The organism is Paraburkholderia sp. RL17-337-BIB-A (assembly GCF_046025895.1).
GTDB classification, from domain to species: domain Bacteria; phylum Pseudomonadota; class Gammaproteobacteria; order Burkholderiales; family Burkholderiaceae; genus Paraburkholderia; species Paraburkholderia fungorum_C.
In genome coordinates this window covers 670,365-689,606 of record NZ_JARESY010000004.1, presented here as the reverse complement: position 1 = coordinate 689,606, position 19,242 = coordinate 670,365, and the positions used below count along the sequence as shown (strand labels likewise).

General features: G+C 61.1%; 16 protein-coding genes and 1 pseudogene. 1 reads left to right on the top strand and 16 read right to left on the bottom strand.

The window, feature by feature from the left end; translation table 11 throughout:
* Positions 1 to 110 precede the first annotated feature (110 nt).
* The 5 genes from phnF to P0D84_RS49215 all read right to left on the bottom strand — a co-directional run bounded on the left by phnF (position 111) and on the right by P0D84_RS49215 (position 5,488).
* Positions 111 to 869 (bottom strand): phosphonate metabolism transcriptional regulator PhnF, encoded by a 759-nt coding sequence (gene phnF, locus P0D84_RS48140; protein ID WP_408351517.1) that lies wholly within the window; start codon positions 867 to 869, stop codon positions 111 to 113.
* Positions 870 to 1,223: 354 nt separating this feature from the next.
* On the bottom strand, positions 1,224 to 2,249 hold the full coding sequence (locus P0D84_RS48135; protein ID WP_408351514.1) for an aldo/keto reductase: 1,026 nt from the start codon (positions 2,247 to 2,249) through the stop codon (positions 1,224 to 1,226).
* Between the two features lie 243 nt (positions 2,250 to 2,492).
* Positions 2,493 to 3,149 carry an LbetaH domain-containing protein gene (locus tag P0D84_RS48130; RefSeq protein WP_408351511.1) on the bottom strand — a complete coding sequence of 219 codons (657 nt, stop codon included), beginning with the start codon at positions 3,147 to 3,149 and terminating at the stop codon, positions 2,493 to 2,495.
* A gap of 142 nt (positions 3,150 to 3,291) precedes the next feature.
* Complete coding sequence (locus P0D84_RS48125; RefSeq protein ID WP_408351508.1) at positions 3,292 to 4,425, bottom strand: alpha-D-ribose 1-methylphosphonate 5-triphosphate diphosphatase; 1,134 nt, start codon at positions 4,423 to 4,425, stop codon at positions 3,292 to 3,294.
* A 445-nt stretch (positions 4,426 to 4,870) separates the two neighbouring features.
* Positions 4,871 to 5,488, bottom strand: coding sequence for a hypothetical protein (locus P0D84_RS49215; protein WP_494478251.1), 618 nt, complete (start codon positions 5,486 to 5,488; stop codon positions 4,871 to 4,873).
* A gap of 91 nt (positions 5,489 to 5,579) precedes the next feature.
* Here P0D84_RS49215 and P0D84_RS48115 point away from each other — a divergent pair, with 91 nt between their 5' ends.
* Entirely contained in the window at positions 5,580 to 8,321 is a 2,742-nt protein-coding gene (locus tag P0D84_RS48115) for an MGH1-like glycoside hydrolase domain-containing protein (protein WP_408351505.1), read from the top strand.
* 96 nt (positions 8,322 to 8,417) lie between these two features.
* Here P0D84_RS48115 and P0D84_RS48110 read toward each other — a convergent pair whose 3' ends face one another.
* The 11 genes and pseudogenes from P0D84_RS48110 to P0D84_RS48060 form a co-directional block, all read right to left on the bottom strand.
* Complete coding sequence (locus P0D84_RS48110; protein WP_408351502.1) at positions 8,418 to 9,722, bottom strand: MFS transporter; 1,305 nt, start codon at positions 9,720 to 9,722, stop codon at positions 8,418 to 8,420.
* Between the two features lie 84 nt (positions 9,723 to 9,806).
* The gene (locus P0D84_RS48105; protein ID WP_408351500.1) at positions 9,807 to 10,676 is read right to left on the bottom strand and encodes a class II aldolase/adducin family protein; all 870 of its coding nucleotides are present in this window, start codon (positions 10,674 to 10,676) and stop codon (positions 9,807 to 9,809) included.
* A gap of 115 nt (positions 10,677 to 10,791) precedes the next feature.
* The gene (locus tag P0D84_RS48100; protein ID WP_408351497.1) at positions 10,792 to 11,700 is read right to left on the bottom strand and encodes a LysR family transcriptional regulator; all 909 of its coding nucleotides are present in this window, start codon (positions 11,698 to 11,700) and stop codon (positions 10,792 to 10,794) included.
* 141 nt (positions 11,701 to 11,841) lie between these two features.
* Positions 11,842 to 12,597, bottom strand: a complete 756-nt coding sequence (locus P0D84_RS48095; RefSeq protein WP_408351494.1) for a hypothetical protein — start codon at positions 12,595 to 12,597, stop codon at positions 11,842 to 11,844.
* A gap of 123 nt (positions 12,598 to 12,720) precedes the next feature.
* Positions 12,721 to 13,557: a c-type cytochrome gene (locus P0D84_RS48090; RefSeq protein WP_408351491.1), complete on the bottom strand. Its 837-nt coding sequence runs from the start codon at positions 13,555 to 13,557 to the stop codon at positions 12,721 to 12,723.
* A 379-nt stretch (positions 13,558 to 13,936) separates the two neighbouring features.
* Positions 13,937 to 14,419: a DUF4440 domain-containing protein gene (locus P0D84_RS48085; protein WP_408351488.1), complete on the bottom strand. Its 483-nt coding sequence runs from the start codon at positions 14,417 to 14,419 to the stop codon at positions 13,937 to 13,939.
* A gap of 620 nt (positions 14,420 to 15,039) precedes the next feature.
* Positions 15,040 to 16,260, bottom strand: coding sequence for a diguanylate cyclase domain-containing protein (locus P0D84_RS48080; protein WP_408351485.1), 1,221 nt, complete (start codon positions 16,258 to 16,260; stop codon positions 15,040 to 15,042).
* Between the two features lie 218 nt (positions 16,261 to 16,478).
* Positions 16,479 to 16,687: pseudogene (locus P0D84_RS48075) on the bottom strand (endopolygalacturonase); the annotation flags it as partial.
* 47 nt (positions 16,688 to 16,734) lie between these two features.
* Complete coding sequence (locus tag P0D84_RS48070) at positions 16,735 to 17,805, bottom strand: ABC transporter substrate-binding protein (protein WP_408351482.1); 1,071 nt, start codon at positions 17,803 to 17,805, stop codon at positions 16,735 to 16,737.
* A gap of 73 nt (positions 17,806 to 17,878) precedes the next feature.
* Positions 17,879 to 18,667 (bottom strand): DinB family protein, encoded by a 789-nt coding sequence (locus P0D84_RS48065; protein WP_408351479.1) that lies wholly within the window; start codon positions 18,665 to 18,667, stop codon positions 17,879 to 17,881.
* A gap of 112 nt (positions 18,668 to 18,779) precedes the next feature.
* A complete protein-coding gene (locus P0D84_RS48060) occupies positions 18,780 to 19,241 on the bottom strand; it encodes a Zn-ribbon domain-containing OB-fold protein (RefSeq protein ID WP_408351476.1) in 462 nt (153 codons plus the stop codon).
* Between the last annotated feature and the right edge of the window lies 1 nt (position 19,242).

Sequence of the window (19,242 nt, the reverse complement as noted above, 5' to 3'; positions counted from 1 at the left end):
GCCGGCCCGTCCGCGTAGCGGCTACGCCTTCTGGGCCGGCTGGCTTGCTCGCGGTCCCGGGAGCGGTCTTGCACCGGCGTCGCGCCGGCAGCGCACCCACGCGGCCATACTCATACGTCGTGTTCCACCATCAGTTGCACGCGATCGGCGGCGAAGTGCGTCACGCCGTATTTGATAGGCGTGCCCTGCAGATCGACATCGACGTTCTCCACCCGCAACACCGGCTGCTGCCGGTTGATGTTCAGCCGTCGCGCCACTTCCGGCTCGGGCAGCACGCTGCCGATGCGGCTCCACTTGCGCAGATAGTCGGCCACACCGAACTCCACCAGCGCCCTGGTCATGCCGCCGGTGCGCTCCAGCACCTCCGGCAGGTCCGCGAAACGCGCAACCGGGTACCAGTTGCGCGCGAAGGTGAGCGGCACGCCGTCGGATTCATGCAACGATTCGATCCGGTAGAGCTGTACGCCGGCACGCAAACCCAGCGCCTTCGCCACACTTGGCTCAGCTTTCACCCGCGCCGCCGACAGCATCGCGCCGCCCGCCGCATGATGCTGCTGACGCAGATTCTCGGTGAAACGCGTGCGGCGGCCGATCGTATAGTCGATCGCGCCGGGCTGCACGAAGGTGCCGCGCCCCTGCTCGACGTGGACGAGCCCGTGTGCGGCAAGCCCCAGCATCGCGCGGCGCACGGTATGGCGGTTGACGTCGAAGCGCCGGGCCAGTTCGCCTTCGCTCGGCAGGCGCCCGTCTTCGCCGAAACCGCTGGCCACTATCTCGGCAGCGAGGATCTGCTCGATCTGCCTCCATACGGCAACCCCCGCGCCACGTTCGAGCTGCGCGCCCGGCGCGGCGGTATCGTTCGATGTCATGGTGCCGTCATTCCCCTCAGTTCAAATATTCGTTGTCACATGCATTGTAGTGCGCGACCCGTGATGGAAATATGAAACCACGGTCGTTGCAAGCACAACTACATTATCTTCAAACGTCTATATGTTTAGATGAACAGACGGTCAAATGACGGCTCGCTGGATCAACAGGAACCCCGATGAGTGCCTCTTCCGGTGAAGCGGTCGAAATCGGCGAGATCGACATCATGGTGCGCGTAGAAGACTGCAAGATCCGCGACGTGGAACGCGGCACGACTTCCGCGCGCGCAGCCGAAGACTGGGACGGCGACTATCTGCTGCCCGGTCTGATATCGGCAGACCGTCCGCGGAATCCCGTTATCCCTCCTGCGAACCATGACGCGGAATCCGGCCAAAGAAAGGATGCTTGGGATCGTTGAACCCGGGCGTCGAAGGATGGCCGGTTGTGACGAGCGAGTCAACGAAGGCTTCGTCTTCCACGTCCAGACGATAACTCAAGGCCGGTTGGTAATCGTCCCATTGCGCTTCGGTACGCGGCCCGGCGATGGTCGAGCTGATATATCGGCTGTTCAGCACCCATGCGAGCGCGAATTGCCCCGCGCTCAAGCCCCGCGCCTGCGCATGCTCGCGAACGCGCCGTGCCAGTTCCAGAGACTCGGGCCGCCATTCGGCCTGCTGCAAGCGGCGGTCACCGCGCCCTGCCCGCGTATCGGAGGCGGGCGTCACGCCCAGTTCGTACTTTCCGGTCAGCACGCCGCGCGCGAGGGGGCTATACGAAATAACGCCAAGCCCATAGCGGTGCGCGGCAGTGAGTTGTTCCGCCTCGGCCTGCCGGTTTGCGATGTTATACAGCGGCTGGCTGGCCACGGGAGCATCCAGCCCCAGGGCTTGTGCTGTATGAGCGAATTCAGCGATCTTCCAGCCGCGATGATTCGACAAACCGTAGTACCGTATCTTGCCGGCGCGGATCAGATCATTCAACGCACGCACCGTTTCATCGACCGGCGTGTGATGATCTTCCGCGTGAAGATAGAGCAGATCGATGTAGTCGGTATTCAGACGCTTCAGGCTGGCCTCGACGGCCCGAATCATATGTTTGCGCGATGCCCCGCGCGCGTTGACGTCGCCCTCAACCAGAGGACTGGCGATTTTGGTCGCCAGCACCCAGCGATCGCGCTGGGCAGCGATGCAACGCCCGACGACACGCTCAGACTCACCGCCGGAGTAAACATCGGCGGTATCGATCGAGTTGACGCCCTGTTCATGTGCCATGTCGACGATGCGTGCCGCGCTCGCCTCATCGGTCGGACTGCCGAACGTCATCGTACCGAGCGTCAGCGTCGAAACCTTGAGGCCGCTGAGGCCGAGTTGCCGGAATTCCATATGAACCTTGTTCCACTAATTTGAAAGGATCTCAGCCCGTCTGGAAAATCTCATGTGACATGTCTATTTAATATCTGGACATCTAGATGAATTTCATCGGGGCAAGGAGAGTTGCTGTGTTCACGCTCACTACGCGAGATCGGAAAGGAATGCGAGATTTCCACTCGCCAACGGGCGAAAATCGCCGATCAGACCTTTTTTCGCCACTTGCAGCGCGAAGCTAACCGACACGTTACCGCCGCATTAACCGCCGTACTTCTCGGCGAACTCGACCGCAGTGAGCGCGCGAAAATCGGCCAGGGCCGTGTCGATTTGTTGCGGGCTCCAGTCCCACCAGGCGATCTGCTGCAGCCGTTCCGAAGTTCGCGCGTCGACGCGAAAGCGCAGCACGCGCGCCGGCACTCCGACAACGATAGCGAACGGCGGCACGTCCTTGGTCACAACTGCACCCGAACCGACCGCTGCACCCGTGCCGATGGTGACGCCGGGCATGACGATGGCGTCATGGCCGAGCCACACATCGTGACCGATCTCGACACGGTCCTTCTCGCGCCATTGGAAGATGCCGGCGTCGTCGTCGAGGGAGAGCCCATACGAGCGTGAGCGATAGGTAAAGTGGTGATGGGTCGCTCGCCACGACGGGTGGTTGGGCGGGTTGATGCGCACGCCGGTGGCGATGTTGGCGAACTTGCCGATGTGCGCGTGGGCGATCTGATTGTCGCCCATCGCATAGCCATAGTCGCCGAGGACCGATTCGGCAACATGGCTGCGCGGGCCAAGATACGTGTAGCGGCCAAAGTCGCTGGCGCGAACCAGTGCCGTCGGATGGATCTCCGGATCTTCCGACAAGACGCGGCCAAGCGTCCACGGATCGGCCGCGACACCATGATTAATCAGCATAAGAGTTCGAAATTCAATGTTGAGGTGACAGCGGCCGCGCTCGCCTCGCCCTCACATGACGAGGCTGCGCGCAGATAGGCGAAAACGTTTGATCGCTGCCAGCCCGACCCTATCCGTGTGCCCGATCGCAGCGTGGCAGGTGTCAGACGACGCGCTCGCCTGCCCGCCAGGTCGCACGGGGTACGGGCAGCCCATCGTGCATCTTGACGCGCACAAAGTCGGCCCGCAAACCGGCGGCGATGGCGCCGCGGTCGGACAGCCCCACCCTGCGAGCCGGTTCGGCAGATACCGTTGCGATTGCGCGCGGCAGCGTCCAGCCAGCCTTGTCGACGAGTTCGAACGCCGCGGCCAAAAGACTCGATGGCACATAGTCGGACGACAGGATGTCGAGCAACCCGGCCTTCGCGAGTTCGAGTGCCGAAACGTTGCCCGAGTGCGACCCGCCCCTCACGATGTTGGGCGCGCCCATGATCGTCGCGATACCGTGTTCGCGCGCGGCTTGTGCGGCGATGTGGGTGGTCGGGAATTCGGCCAGTACGATGCCTTCGGCCGCCGCCTGTTCGACATGCTCGACTACGGTATCGTCGTGGCTCGCCACCGGCACGCCAAGCGCCACGCAGCGTGCAACGATCTCGCGGCGGTGCTGGTCGGCGTAGCGCTCCTGTCCATCCGAAAGCTCGGCTACTACCGCGGCGAAATGTTCGTCAGTCAGCTTGCCGTGCCGTTCCTGCCAGCGACGCCACTGGTTGCGGTCGTGCCATTGCCGCTGGCCCGGCGTGTGATCCATCACCGAAGCGAGGCGCAGCAGCGGATGCGTGTAGAGCGAATCGAACACGTCCACCACATCAGGCGCGGCGATTTCGCAGCGCAGATGCAGGAAATGTTCGGCACGCAGCAACTCGCTCCCGGACAAACGTGCGAGTGCTTGCGTGCATTGCGTCTGCAGATCGCGGTTGTGCATGTCCACGTCGGAACGCGCGCCGATTCTGAGCGAATCGAAGACGGTCGTGATGCCGGCCGCGGCCACCTGCGCATCGTGAATCACGAACGCCGCGTCGATGTTCCACCGCACGCCCGGACGCGGCATGAGATGTTTCTCGAGATTGTCAGTGTGCAGTTCGATCAATCCGGGCAACAGATAGTCGCCTTCCCAGTCAACGGCCTCGCGTACGGACGTGGCGCCACGCTCCAGATCGCGAATGAAGCCGTCTTCGATACGCAAGGTGCCTGTAAATTCTTCATCTCGCGTGACGACGCGAGCGTTCCTGATCAGCATCAATGTGCTCCGTATGTGTACAGGCCTCAGCGTAGTGTTGCTGAAAGCCGAAGCGGTAGTGGTTGTAAGTCGAGCCGGCGCGTCGCGACTATTGCGAGCGCAGCATCGCGTGAAGACCACCATCCACGCGCGACGCGAGGGGGAAGAAGTCAACGCTAGCGCGGCGCTCACCGGGGTTCCTGCTCGTTCAGAGAACCGTCATGCCACGTTCTGTCATCTAAACGTCTAGATGTATTGGGCAATGTCAAGTTACCCGTGACGCGAGCGGTGCACTTCGTATTTCCATCACGGTCTGCCCACTACAACACGCGACAGCTTTAATTATTTGAACCGGCGGGAATGACAACACGATGACATCGACAAATAAAGCAGCCACATACCCCGCTCGGGGGTACTGTCAAGTTATCGAACGGCACGCACTCGAACACCCAATATATAAGTATGCCTAATTTAATCGGCGAGCCGCTCCAGCATCGGCGCGGGCGTGCCGGTCGGGAAGCACGACGTCACCACCAAGATCCTGGATCTCAGCGATCTGCTCTTCACGGCGTACGAGGTTGATGGTGCGAAACCCCTGCACTTTCGCGATCTGCAGCACGAGGCGACCGACCGTCGAGCCGGCCGCACTCTGGACAAGCCAGTCGCCGCGTCCGAGTTGGTGCTCGCTCGTCGTCATTGCCCATGCCGTCATCGGGTTGATGAGAGCCTGTGCGGCGTCCTCGTCGGAGATCACCGCCGGTACAGGTATCGCCAAGCCGCGCCCTCGCGACATTTTGCGGGTATCGACGAACTGCTGGCCACGATCGCGGCAAGCGGTTACCGTGACCTCGCTGCGCTGCGCGTTGCGATCCGTGACAGTGAGGATACGGCGCTTGCCAAAGCGTACCGGATGATGCGGGTGTATGTTGAGTTCGCCCAGCGCCATAATGGGCTGTTCAGTCTGATGATCGGGCCTCGCATTGTGGCGCATCAAGCGTATCCAGAACTCGCCGAGGAAAGTAACAGGTCTTTTGGGTTGTTTTCCGCGACCATCGAGGCGTTGCAGCGCGATGGCGTTTATCATTACGGTACAGTCTGGCCGCCGTTGCTGATGAAAAAGGACAGACTTTCATCTACTGAAACGTTGGACGGTCGATGTCGGGTCGGGAGGTTCCATGCCACCGCTACGCGCAATCAATCTTCTTCAGTCGACCGAAGGTGCCCGGCTCCATGGCCCGGAGCTCGACCGCTGGCGCCGCTGGGGGCCTTATCTGAGCGAGCGGCAATGGGGCACTGTTCGCGAAGACTACAGCGAATACGGCACCGCCTGGGACTACTTTCCGCACGATCATGCGCGCAGCCGCATGTACCGCTGGGGTGAGGACGGCATTGCCGGATTCGGCAACGACCCGCTCGACTGGTGCGTATCGCTCGCGCTCTGGAACGGGCACGATCCGATTATCAAGGAACGGCTCTTCGGGTTGACGAATGAGCAAGGCAATCACGGCGAGGACGTAAAGGAGCTTTACTTCTATCTCGACGGCACACCGACGCATTCATACATGAAGATGCTGTACAAGTATCCTCACGATGCGTACCCGTACCAGGATCTGATCGACGAAAACATGCGGCGCGGTGCCGATCAGCCCGAATATGAAATTCTCGATACGGGCGTGTTCGACGATAACCGCTACTTCGACGTCTGCGTCGAGTATGCGAAGCACACACCCGACGATATCGTGATGCGCGTCAGCGTCGAAAACCGCGCCGATCAGTGCGCGGCGCTTCATGTGTTGCCGCAATTCTGGGCGCGCAACAGATGGGCGTGGTCGGGAAAACACAGCAAGCCGTCGCTCACGCTTAGGTCGAATACCGAGGAAGGCGCGTGCGTCGTCGCGCACAGTCCCGCGCTCGGAACGATGATCGTGACGGCGTCGGCACAACAACCGGTCGAGTGGATATTCTGCGAAAACGAAACAAATGTGCGCCGCATCTTCGGCTTCGAAGGTGCGGGGCCGTTCAAGGACGGCTTTAATGATTACCTCGTTGACGGCGACGAGCAGGCAATCCGGCGCGATAAGGGCACCCGCGCCGCCGCGCATGTGTGCCTGCAGTTCGCGCCTCATACGCGCTCGGTCCTGTACCTGCGCTGGCGTCCCGAACCGGCAACGGACGCCGTGCCTCTCGACATGGAGGCGCTCTTCACGCGCCGGCAAGCGGAAGCCGACGAATTCTATGCTGCGCTTCAGCACGACATCCCCGACGCAGATGCGCGGCTCGTGCAGCGTCAGGCGCTCGCCGGCATGCTGTGGACGAAGCAGTACTACCAGTTCGACGTGACGCGCTGGCACGACGGCGACCCCGGGCAACCCAAGCCACCGGGAGCACGCAGGCACGGCCGCAACGCGGACTGGCGGCACATGTGCAATGGCGACATCGTGTCGATGCCCGACAAGTGGGAGTACCCGTGGTACGCCTCGTGGGATCTTGCATTTCATGCGGTCGCGTTCGCCGTGATCGATCCCGACTTCGCGAAGAAGCAATTGCTGCTGCTCGTGAAGGAACGCTATATGCATCCGAACGGGCAATTGCCCGCTTACGAGTGGGCGTTCGGCGATGCGAATCCGCCGGTTCATGCGTGGGCCACATGGCGTGTGTACGAACTCGACCGCGAGGTGACGGGCGTTGGCGATCACGAATTTCTCGAAGTCATGTTCCACAAGCTGCTGCTCAACTTCTCGTGGTGGGTCAACCGCAAGGACGCTGAGGACCACAACATCTTTCAGGGCGGCTTTCTCGGGCTCGACAACGTGGGCATTTTCGACCGGTCTTCGCCGCTGCCCACCGGCGGCCGCATCGATCAGGCCGACGGCACGGCATGGATGGCCTCCTACGCGCTCGACCTGATGCAGATCGGCCTCGAACTGGCGATGACGAACAGCGCGTACGTCGAAATCGCGGTGAAGTTCTTCGAGCACTTTCTGTACATCGCGGAAGCGGTCAGTTGCAGCGAAGGGTGCAGAACAGGGTTATGGGACGGACAAGACGAATTCTTCTACGACGTACTTCACCTTCCGAACGGTACCCGTGTGCCGATGCGCATTCGTTCGATCGTCGGACTGATTCCGCTGTTCGCCGTTCACGTACTCGAAGATCGCGTGTACGGCCATCTGCCGGGATTGCGCGAACGACTGGCGTGGTTTCTCGATCATCGGCCGAATCTCGCCAGGCTGGTGTCGCGCTGGACCGAACCCGGCACGGGTAACACCACGCTGCTGTCGTTGTTGCGCGGACAGCGGATGACTGCGCTGCTGCGCCGCGCACTCGATGAAGCCGAGTTTCTCTCCGGGCACGGCGTGCGGGCGCTGTCCCGCGTGCACCGCGATGCACCCTATGTCTTCGACCATGACGGCGTGAATGTCTGCATTCAATACCAGCCGGCCGAATCGGACTCGCGCGTATTCGGCGGCAATTCGAACTGGCGCGGGCCGGTCTGGATACCGGTCAACTACCTGCTGATCGAATCGCTATATGAGTTCCATCGCTACTACGGCAACGAGTTTCGCGTCGAGTATCCGACGGGATCGGGTAAGCGTTTTTCGCTGAGCGAGATTGCCGACGACCTCGCACGGCGCGTCACCACGCTCTTTCTCAAAGATGCACGAGGCGTGCGGCCGGTGATGGCGGCCTATCCGATACTGCAAGCCGACCCGCAGTCGCAGGATCTCGTCCTGTTCCATGAGTACTTTCACGGCGACAACGGGCGCGGCGTCGGCGCTTCGCATCAGACCGGCTGGAGCGGGCTCGTCGCGCTGCTGCTGCAGCCGCGCATGATGAAGCTGTCGCATGTTGCGGCTGATGTTGCGTCGGTGGGTGTGCCAGTGGCAGAAGACACCGCACCGGCCATGGCCCGGTAGCGTTTCGGCCGCTGGAATCCGGCAGCCACCAGCCGGAAGGAAAGCTGGTGGCAACCGCTGCATTCGGCATCTCGGGCATTGCCGCCGCGGCAATCCTTAACGGTTGACCACGCTCCTCGGCATCGTCAGCACAACGGCCGCCGCCACGAGCAACGAGGCTGCCACGCAATACAGGCCCATGTCGGTGCTGTGCGTCATATCCTTGATCCAGCCGACCAGATAGGGACTGACAAAGCCCGCCAGGTTGCCGACCGAATTGATCAGTGCAATGCCCGCGGCCGCCGCCACACCACCCAGGAATGCAGGCGGGATCGACCAGAACTGGCACAGTGCTCCAAGGATGCCGATCGTGGCGAAGGTAAGGGACACGACAGCCAACGCGACGTTGTGAGGCACCAGCGTGCTCGCCACAAGACCGACTGCGCCGACCACCGCCGGCAGTGCCACATGCCAGCGCCGCTCCTTGCTCCGGTCCGAACTGCGTCCCAGCAGCACCATCGCGATGGCCGCGGCGCCGTAGGGGATCATCGTCAGCAGGCCGACATTGAAAGCGTCGTTTACACCCGAGGCCTTGATGAGCGTGGGCAGCCAGAAGCTGATGCCGTACAGGCCCATGATGATGCCGAAGTAGCACAGGCACAGCACCCACACGCGCCTGTTGGTGAACGCGCCGCTTGCACTATGCACCTCGATGTGCCCTGACTCGTTTGCCAGTCCCTTCTCGAGTTGCGACTTTTCTTCAGCGCTCAGCCATCTCGCCGCGCTGATCCTGTCGTCGAGATATAGCAGCACCGCGATGCCGCCGATGATGGAAGGCAGCGCTTCGAGCAGGAACAGCCACCGCCAGCCCGCCATGCCGTGCACGCCGCTGAAGCTGTTCAGTATCCAGCCCGAAAGCGGACCGCCAATCACGCCGGCGATTGGAATCCCCGTCATGAACATTGCGGTGATCTTGCCGCGGCGAGAGGACGGAAACCAGTACGTCAGGTAGAGAATGATGCCCGGAAAGATTCCAGCCTCAGCAACGCCGAGCAGGAAGCGCAGCACGTAGAAGGCGGTGGGCGTCTTTACGAAAATCATCGCGCCGGAAAGCAGACCCCAGCTGAGCATGATGCGGGCGATCCATTTCCGCGCGCCGAAACGATGCAGCGCGATGTTGCTCGGCACTTCAAAGATGAAATAGCCGATAAAGAAAATCCCCGCGCCCAAGCCGTAGATGGTCTCGCTGAACTTGAGGTCGGTCAGCATCTGCAGCTTGGCAAAGCCTACGTTGACCCGGTCCAGGTAAGCGAAGACGTAGCAGAGAAAGAGGAAGGGAACCAGCCGCCATGTCACTTTGGCGTAAGTGCGGTCCTCGGCGTAGGCTGGCGTGACGACATCGCCGTAAGCGGACTTCAACATTGTTGTCTCCTTGAATCGCCGCCGGCGCGCTTTGTTGTCGCGCCAGCGCGGCTTGTTGTGTATGCGACGGCCTATGCTGGCCGTTCAGTCGAACATGTCCGGGCTGGTCTGCACGAGCTGGTCATAGATAGGCTGGAAATGCAGCCAGCCGATGTATTCGCTCCCGACGTGTTCACGGCTGTAGCGCGAACTGTGCTCCGGCACCATGACGGGTTTGATGCCGGTGGCCTCGACCAGCAACTGCTGCTGGCAGCAGCGCTCCAGCGCGATGAACCAGAACGCGGCGGCTTCGATGCTGTGGCGGCTCACCGTTAGCAGGCCGTGATTCTGGTGAATGGCCGCCTTGACGTTTTTGAAGTAGTCGGCAACCGACAGCCCGGCCTCTTCCTCGACCGCGACTGCGCCTGCCTCGTCCTTGATCACGATATGGTCTTCATAGAAGGCCGCGGCATCCTGGGTGATCGGCTCCAGCGGCCGTCCGAGCGCCGCGAACGCGGTGCCGTAGACCGTGTGCGCATGGCACATCGCAACGATGTCGGGATTGGCTTCATGCACTGCGGCATGCAGCACGAAGCCGGCGCGGTTGAGCGCGTACTTGCCTTCGACGACCTTGCCGGTATGGTCGGCCAGGATCAGGTTGGAGAGCTTCACCTGGGAGAAATGCACGGCCATCGGATTGGTCCAGTACAGTTCCGGGAACTCAGGATCACGCACGGTGAGGTGGCCGGCGAAACCGTAATCGAGATTGTGCAGCGCGAAGGCGCGACATGCGGCGACGAGGCGTTCCTTACGGTGCTGGCGCTCCTGCGCGAAGGACGAAAAGTCGGGCAACTCGGGGAACTTCAGCCCTGCCTGCTTCGGCCGATAGATGGAATTGTTCGAAGGATGCGAAATCGTGCGGCGCAGTTCGGCCTGCTGCGCGCTGCTATCGATTTTTCCGGTGCCGGTGCTCATGGTGTCTCCTGGGTTAACGGTGATCGCATGCCGGTAACGATAAGGAAACACGCGTCGCCGATCTAGGCGCGCCGGGCAATAGGATTTATTACGCCGATATATAAGTCCCCGGCGCCTAGGGTTTCTGCCAGGGCGGCTCGCGGAAGACTTCGACGAAGTAGTCGATAAAGGCGCGGATGCGCGGCACCAGTTGGCGCTCGGGGAGATAGACGACATGGATCGCGGTGTCGTCCTTGGCCTGGTACTCCGAGAGAAGCGGCACCAGATCGCCTCTGCGGATCGCGGGCAAGGCAAGATGGGCGGCGAGACGCATGATGCCCACGCCGGCCACGCACAACTGAAACAGGGTTGTGCCGTCGGTGCTGCGGAAACTACCCTGCACCGCGACGCGTTCAAGCCGGCCGTTGATCATGAACGGCCACTGGTTCAGATGCTCGCGCGGCGACTCCCAGGTCAGGCAGGCGTGCCTGGACAGGCCGAGCGGCGTCACGGGTGTGCCGTGTGCCGCAAGATAGCCCGGAGAAGCGACGACGATTCGTTGCAGGTCGCAGAGCTTTCGACTGCGCAAAGAGGAATCCTGCAGCCGGCCCATGCGGACTGCGACATCGAAGTTGTCCTCGATCAGGTTGACGTTCGAATCCGATAGCGAAAAATGCACGCACAACTTCGGGTAGGACGACAGGAAACCGGGCAACGCGGGCACCAGTTGATCCATGCCAAACGCCTGGGGCACGCTGATGCGCAAGTTGCCGGTCGGCTCACTGGAGCGCACCTGCGCTTCCGCTTCCTCCAGGCTATCGAGAATGTCGTTGCAGGACGAAAGAAAGCGCTCGCCCTCATTGGTCAGCCGCTGTGTGCGCGTCGAACGATGCAGCAATTGCACGCCGAGCCTGCGCTCGAGACTGTTGACGCTTTGGCTGACAAAGGGCTGGCTGACCCCCAGAAGATTCGCCGCCGCCGTGAAGCCGCCGGCCTCCACGACCGTCTTGAAGACGCGCATCTCGAGCAATCTTTCATCTTTCATCTGTCGAATCCATGTACAGCAATGGGCTGCACAATTTACCCGATTTGGCTTCGATACCTTCCCTGCCCGCTATCTACGGCTCGTGGAATAAAACATGGCCCTTACTGGGGCTGATTCCATGGCCTGCGGCTTCGCCAAACGTCACATCATGCCGCCGGCAGCGCTACTTGTGCTGCCTGCGCCGGACGAACGTGTGGACGTCGCTCTGAGCGGATGGGCGAGACCCGCCGCTGACAGGAGCGAGACGGCGGCCTGATCGGGCATGCCATTGGCGTCGATAGCACCCGCTGCCGCCAGTGCGTCGAGATCGGTATCGACGCCTGCTTGCCCAACAATAAACGGCGTCGTCAGAAACGCCGATGCCGTCAGCGTGACAGCGTAGCGCTGTTGCAGACTGGTCACGACGGCCGATTGCGCAGCAAGCACATCGGTCTGGTTCGCCAGCACTTGCTGGAACTGCGCGTTACTCGGGAAGCCCGCAATCAGACTGGTCTCGGCGGTGCCAAGTTGAGAAGCGAGATAGACCAGCATCAGCTCGGTCTCCGGTGTCGTATTGAAGGTGCCGCCGGCAAATGCCAGCGAATGCAGGCTCGTGCCGCCAGAGGTCACGGTAAGGATGCAGGGAAGCGTGGCGTTGAACGTGAGGGTGTAGTGCCCACCGCCGTCCGACAGGGTGGAGCCCGAACCCTGCACACAACTGACGCTGACCATCGCGCTGGCAAGCGCAATACCCGTGGCGGCCGTGCCGGATAGAGTGACGTCCGGCATTCTATTTCCGCCGACGCAGCCGTCGAGGCTGATGCAGGTACTTCCGCCGCACGCGACGAGCGTTGCAAGCGAAGCCACGCAAATTGCAGCCACTGCGGGGCGAACGAAACACGCATAGTGAGTGTTCATGGTTGCCTGCCGTTGATAGATCGGGATCGGACAATCGGTTCCACGCAGAAGACCGGCGCTACGTTTTCAGGGTCGCAGTTTGGAAAGACTATTCCGCGCCATCCAAACCTTAACTCGTATGCGCTACCGTCCAACCTTCCGCTGCGCCATGTACGCAAGATAAGCGACGATCAGATCAATCTCGCGATCGCTCAATTGGTCCTGCGGGAAAGCGGGCATGGTCCGTCCGGGCCAGTCTCGAACCGATGCCGGATTGCGAATGTAGCGGCGCAATGCAGCGGGCTGGAAGTACTCGACTGGATTCATCGGCACGTTGAGGTCGGGGCCGGTGTCCGCGCTGCCCGCGTGGTTGAGCCGATGACAGGCAAGACACTGAGTGATGAACAGGCTTTGGCCCGCGCGGATCGGATCGGTTGCCGGCAACGCCGGATCGACGGCGAGCACCGGCCAACGCGCGGACGGAGATGGTTGCGTAGCAAGTTGCGCGATCTGGTAAGGCCATTGCTCGCTGCGCACGGATGCCGCTTCCCTGCCGACCCAGACCAGGTAGAACGGCCCCGCGCTCACCGGCTTGCCCGGCAGCTTCGGCCACGGCTGCGCCGGGTCCTCGACCGCGAGCCATGCGACGGCTGTCGCAGGATCACGGCTGCGCACGAGGTCCATCGGCAGTTGCGCGGCGAAACCGTCAGTCGCGCGTGCCTCGAGCACGCTGTCCGGAGGTAACGCCGCACCGTCGAGCAGGTCGGCCAACGGCACTGCACGGTAGGTTGTCGACGTACCGTAGGCGACATCTCGCGGAACGTGAATCTCGGCGGCATCCGGACGCGCCAGCAACGCCCCCTGGCTAAACGACCGGGTTTTGCCGCCTATCGTAAGTTCGATCTTGGGCTGCGCGGCCGCACAATGCCCGATGACGCCAAGCGTCAGCAGTAAAACCGCAAACAACACGCGTTTGGACATTTGTTCTCCGTGCATTGTTGTTGCCTGCGCCGTCGGCGGCAAAATCGCCGAAGCCGCCACGAAAGAAAAGCCGACATCACAACAGCCGCAGTCGCTTCACTTTCGCGGGCCGCACCCGACCCGCAACTGCCGTTCCGGTGAGCCTCGCCCCACAGGCCGCTCGGGCTACAGCGGCCATTCATCCTTTCGCGTGGACCGGCAACTCGTCGGTCATTGCGGTCGTTGGATACTGCGCCGAAGCAACCCTGTCGAGCGCCCACTTCCCCAGCGCAACGACTTCCGCTGACGACCCGATATATATGGTCATACGAAATGAAGGGATATCAATGGGGTCGGCATATGCCGCAGGCTAACCGCGGGAACCGAAGTTTTACCCCTGTTACTGCTTCTCCGGCATGGCCGATGAGTGATGACTTGTGATTAGCCATTGCGCCCCATTCCAGTGATAGGTGTAGGTGTAACGGGCCTTAACAACCACTCCAGTTCTTGCGAAGGTGAATGTGTAAAGCCCGGCATCCACGGCAGAATTGCACCCCAGTTCAATGTAGCGGAAGTCAATCTTTCCGGATGGACGATCCTGTAGAAAAGAACGGAAATAGTCCTCTTTGTCCGCCACCGTTAAGCGCGGCTTGTTGGATACCGTTGGAAGAAGAATGGACCGCTCCGCATAGTTGGCGACCACCGTGTGCGGATCACCGGTTTGCAGCGACTGATTCCATCGATCGAACAACGCCGCAATCTCCTGATCTGACGTGACCTTACAGCTTTCCGTGCGCCCCGCCGGCGCATTGCTTGACATGCCTTGGTTCGCGGCGCATCCGGCGAGCACGACCGCCAGGACAGCAATGGTAAATAGCTTCATGGCGGCACTTCTCCTGTCAGCGTTGAGAGGAAGGCATAACGCTTGAAGTATGGTCCGTCCCTTGCGGGTTAGCCACATTTGAGTGACGGTTCCTACCCGGTCACTGCCTGACGGCGACCGGCGGCACGCGACCCTGACCGGCCGACCGATACTCGAGCGCCGCCATGTCTCTTTTCTTTAAGATGTTGTTGAAAAAGTCGCTGAGCGTCTCTTCCACAAGGTTCTCAGGGGTCTTCTTCGCCTTAGCCGGCGCTCCCGAGCGGTTTATAGGCCGATCTGAGAGGTCGATTTTTTCACCGGTGATTTGAAAAATCAGAGCAGCGACTTTTTCAACAGCATCATTAACATAGCGGCCGTTTGCATGTTGACATGCGTGCGCTGCTCATCGGCCCGCGTCGGCGGGCCGACCAAACCGAGCTATCGTGGCGCTGCGGACTTGTCGTCGCTCATTCAAATCCGTACGACAGCCACTTTGAGGAAAGTGTCTCGCCCAGCCTCGCGGCTGGGTGGAGTCTTGGGCATGACAGTAGCGCCAGTTTATGTGCCCTTTTCTGGATTACGATCATCGCGGAGTGAATGGCACGCGTCAGCGTTGAGGGTGTCTCCTTCAGGCTCTCTCCCTACCGCGTCATTCTCACGACGTTGGACGGGCCGTGCCCTGGGGACGCTCCAAAGCGGTATGTCGACCGACCACCCTTTTTGGCTTCATACATCGCCGCATCGGCGACGTCGAGCAACTGCTCGACAGTATCGGTCCGGTCGGGATACGTCGCGATGCCGATGCTAACGCCAATCTGGAATCGCCCCGCATATCTCTTGTCACCGACCTCGCGAACGCGGGCAATCATGCGACCCGCAAGCTGGCGCAACTGTTCGTCGTCACCGCAATCGGTCGTGAGCAATACGAATTCGTCACCACCGACGCGGGCGAGCATGTCCTGCTGTCGCGTCGCCGCGCGCAGCGCTTCGCCGAGTTCGCGCAACAACACGTCGCCAGCGCTATGACCGAGTGCATCGTTGACGCTTTTGAAGCCGTCAATGTCGAGGTACAGCAGGCCGGTTCGCCCTAAATCATCCGCAGAGGGAGTTGCCAGCGCGTCAATGGCAGCAAGCAACCGGCGGCGATTCGGAAGGTCAGTCAGCGGGTCGTGCGCGGCCTCCCGGTCGAGCGCTGCGGAATAGGAATGAATTTTCGCAAACGCGCGTCGCTGGATGAAGAGTGTGTAGACCAGCAGACAGCACACCAGAACGGCAACAACTGCCAGCGCAGCTGTGCCGTACACCAGCCGTACGTGCGCATCGCGAGTCGCGACCCGGCGCTTTTCTCGCCAGTCATTCAGCAACTGGCCGAGGTCGCGGCGAAGGCCATCCATGTACCGCTTGCCTTCACTGGTCTGCACGAGTGCGATGGCCGCAGCGCGATTGCCCGAGCGGGCCAGTTCGACACTGCGAGCCAGTTCCGTCACTTTGGCCGTCTTCGCATGTTCAATACGCCGGACCAGTTCGAGGGACTTTTCATCATTGCTCACCACCTGTTGCAGATGCAGGACGGTATCGTCCAGGTCCTGCACCCCCTGGCGATAGGGCAACAAGTAGCTTTCATCGCCGGTCAGCAGATACCCTCGCTGTCCGGTTTCCGCATCTTCGAGGTTGTGCAATACCCTGTTCGCCGCGCCGAGGACGGCAAACGCCTCTTCGTCGCGCAAACCGTCGTCCACGATGACGCGGGCTTCATAGATAAACATCCCGGCTGCGACCAGCAGGCCGAGAGCTATCGCCGCGTAAAGTGCGATAAAGCGATTACGGTCGGCTTTCGCTGAGTGGGATAGGCGCGAAGGCAAAGGGTTCTCCGTTGCAGCGGCTGGTCAAAAACGCCGACTATGGTAACCCGTTCGCGGTTCATCTCGACTGTGGGTCGAAAATCCTTCGTGGCGCAGGACAACTCCAACGCGCAACCGGTGTGCCCCGCTGTCCCGACCCGACAGTGTGAATGGAGGCTTTGTGCCCGGACGACGGAGGCCTCGCGGCTACCGAGCGAGGGTCACAGAACGGCAAGCATACCCAGGTAATTCGGATTGCCATTGGCCGCCGGGTTCGCCGAAGCCGACAGTACGGTATCTGAACTTTGGCGTTCCAGACCGTGAGTCCATCGACGCCGCGAAGAACGACGTGGAAGCTGGCGCGGTTATTCAACGTGATGCCGAAGAGCGTCAGGTTCTTTGCGTATTTGAAGACCATCAAGCGGAAGTGCGACTGTGAGCCGACCCCACTCTCAGGTCCCTGTCGATTCACATGGAAGCGCATGCCGGGGCGCCTCACCAGGGTCGCGTCCGCGGCATATAACGCGTATCGACAACGCTCTCATACGGAATCGGCACGCTCACCTGGTTCTGATACATCACAAAGCGATTCACGTTGGCAATTGCGAGTGGCGACGCCACCGGTTCAAACACGCCGCGATAGGTCGCCACATATTCCTTGAGCAGATCGTGCGGAATGCCGTGCATATGCGCGGCGGCCACACGCGTCACGTCTTCGATGCGGGCGGGATCATTGATTATCTGCTCCGCTTCGACGATCGCGGCGACGACCGCTTTGACCTGAACCGGATGTGCGTCGATATAGTCCTTGCGTGCAAAAAGTCCGTTAAACGCATACTCGCGATAAATCTCCGGCCCGGCATCGCCCTTCTCGAGGTTGATAACGGATTGATACGCGTGCGAGCCGAGCACCGCCTGGGTCTGAATCGGTTCGAACGCCATCGTGCCGTCGACCGTCCGGTTCTGCAAAGCGGTAAGTTGTGTCATGGCGTCGCCGATTGAGACGATCTTGACGTCGCGCTCAGGATCGAGCCCCGCCTGCCTGAGTAGCAGACGCAAGCCTGTATCCGCGCTGGCGCCCGGCGCACTGATACCGAGTCGCAACCCCTTGAGATCGGCCACACTCTTCGGAAAACCGGCACGGAGGTTCGGCAGCGCAATGTCTTTGCGAACGATCAGATCGAACGGCGGATTGCTCTGGCATAGCACCAGCAGCTTGAGTTGCTGGCCCTTACCCATCAGCAACAGCCCATGCTCGACGGCAAAGCCGCCGAACTCGGTCGCGCCGCTCATTACCATTGTCGGCGCCTGCGAGCCGAGTCCGTAGACCAGTTCGGCGCGCACGCCGTGCTTGTCGAATAGATGCAGGTCGGTCGCGACGTAAAGCGGAAAATTGACGAAAGCGCCATCGAATGCGGCGATCTTCAGCGTGCTGTCAGCGAGCGCGTTCGCGCCGAGAAGCGCCGCCGCGAACAACCCCGCGAGACCCGCGAGCCCGCGCCACATTTTGTTGAAGCCGACGCGCATGCCGATACGGCACCCACGCCCGCATGCGGTTGGGCTCATCACATGTCTCCTTCGTTGTTATCCGCTAACGCGATGCGCTATACGGTCTTGCACTGGCAAATGCGCTGCAGCGTCATCCCACCGCGTCGGCATGCCATACCGCATTGGGCATAGGTAAGCCGTCGAATAGCGGCTTTGCGTTGTGTTGCCGGGTACTGCCCTGTTCAAGGTCCAGTCGCCACAACAACTGGCGTAGGTGCTGCCCGGCGTGCCACGCGGTACGTTCGAGAAATTGCCGGTTGGTCTGCTCTCCGTAGTAGACATCGGCTCGCCTATTCCACGGATAATCTGCGAGCCGTTCATCAAACCACTTCGCCACGCGCGCATGCACATCCGCGCCGAACGCAAGCAGATCCTCTCGCGTGGCCTTACCCGGGGCCGGAACCCGCGCATAGGACTCAAACGTCACCGGTTCCCCTTCGGCATGTTCGAGAAACACGTCCGCCACGCTGAACACGTGATACGACAGATCGGCATAGGTGCGATTGCCGTCGGGAATCGCTTCGCGCAATACAGCGGGTTCAAATTGCGAAATAGCGCGCTCGCCTTCCTTCAGGATCAGCACCAGACGTTGCGCAAGCGCTTGCACCAAGAGTTCGGCCTGCGCCTTGAATTCGATTCCGCATAATCTGGCGACGTCGGCCAACGCCTGACCGTCCGCCCAGCCCTCGCCTTTAGTGACGATCGGCACGCGCCGGATCCCGAGCGCGGCCAGATCGGCGACCGCTGTCGGATCAGACTGGATGTTGCGAGACCGGTAGGCGATACCGTGCGAACCCAGATATTCTTTTACTCGCAAACAACTGCTGCAGCCGGGCGCCCAATAAACCGTCACAGGCTGACCCGTGTCTGGGGCTTCCATGTTCGTCTCCTTGGCATGAGGTCCGGTCCGCTTTCATTGTCGACTGGCTACTGCGACAAATACAGTCAGCAATTTCGAACGAAAGCGATCGGATTCGTCGATGGAACAAGCCTCAACGTTCCGTATCGACTTCGAACCACATATCGGACATATCGCCTTTGCGTTCTTCGGCAAAGCGCGTGATAACCGGCGTGCCGACCGCGAGGCGGGCTGCCGCCTTTTTCGGGTCGCTCAGATCGACGCCTTTGAAATAGCCACCGATCGCTGTATCCGCGTTTTCCAGCAGAACATAGCCGAACGCATACGGTGGATCCGGCAAGTGGTTGAACGGCTCGTAGACGATCGTGAAAGTTTCGATCACGCCGCGCGGGCCGACTTCAACCCATTCCGACGTAGGCTCGAGCGTCTGGTCGGAAAACGCGCGGGGAGGAACGAGCACCCGGCCCGATTGCGGACAACGCCGTCCGTACAGCTTGCCGTGCTCGCGCAACTGCACGTAAAACCAGCTGGCGGTTTCGCCCAGTGCATGCCGATAAGTGATGTTCCAGTGTTCTGTTCGAGTCAGCAGTTCCATG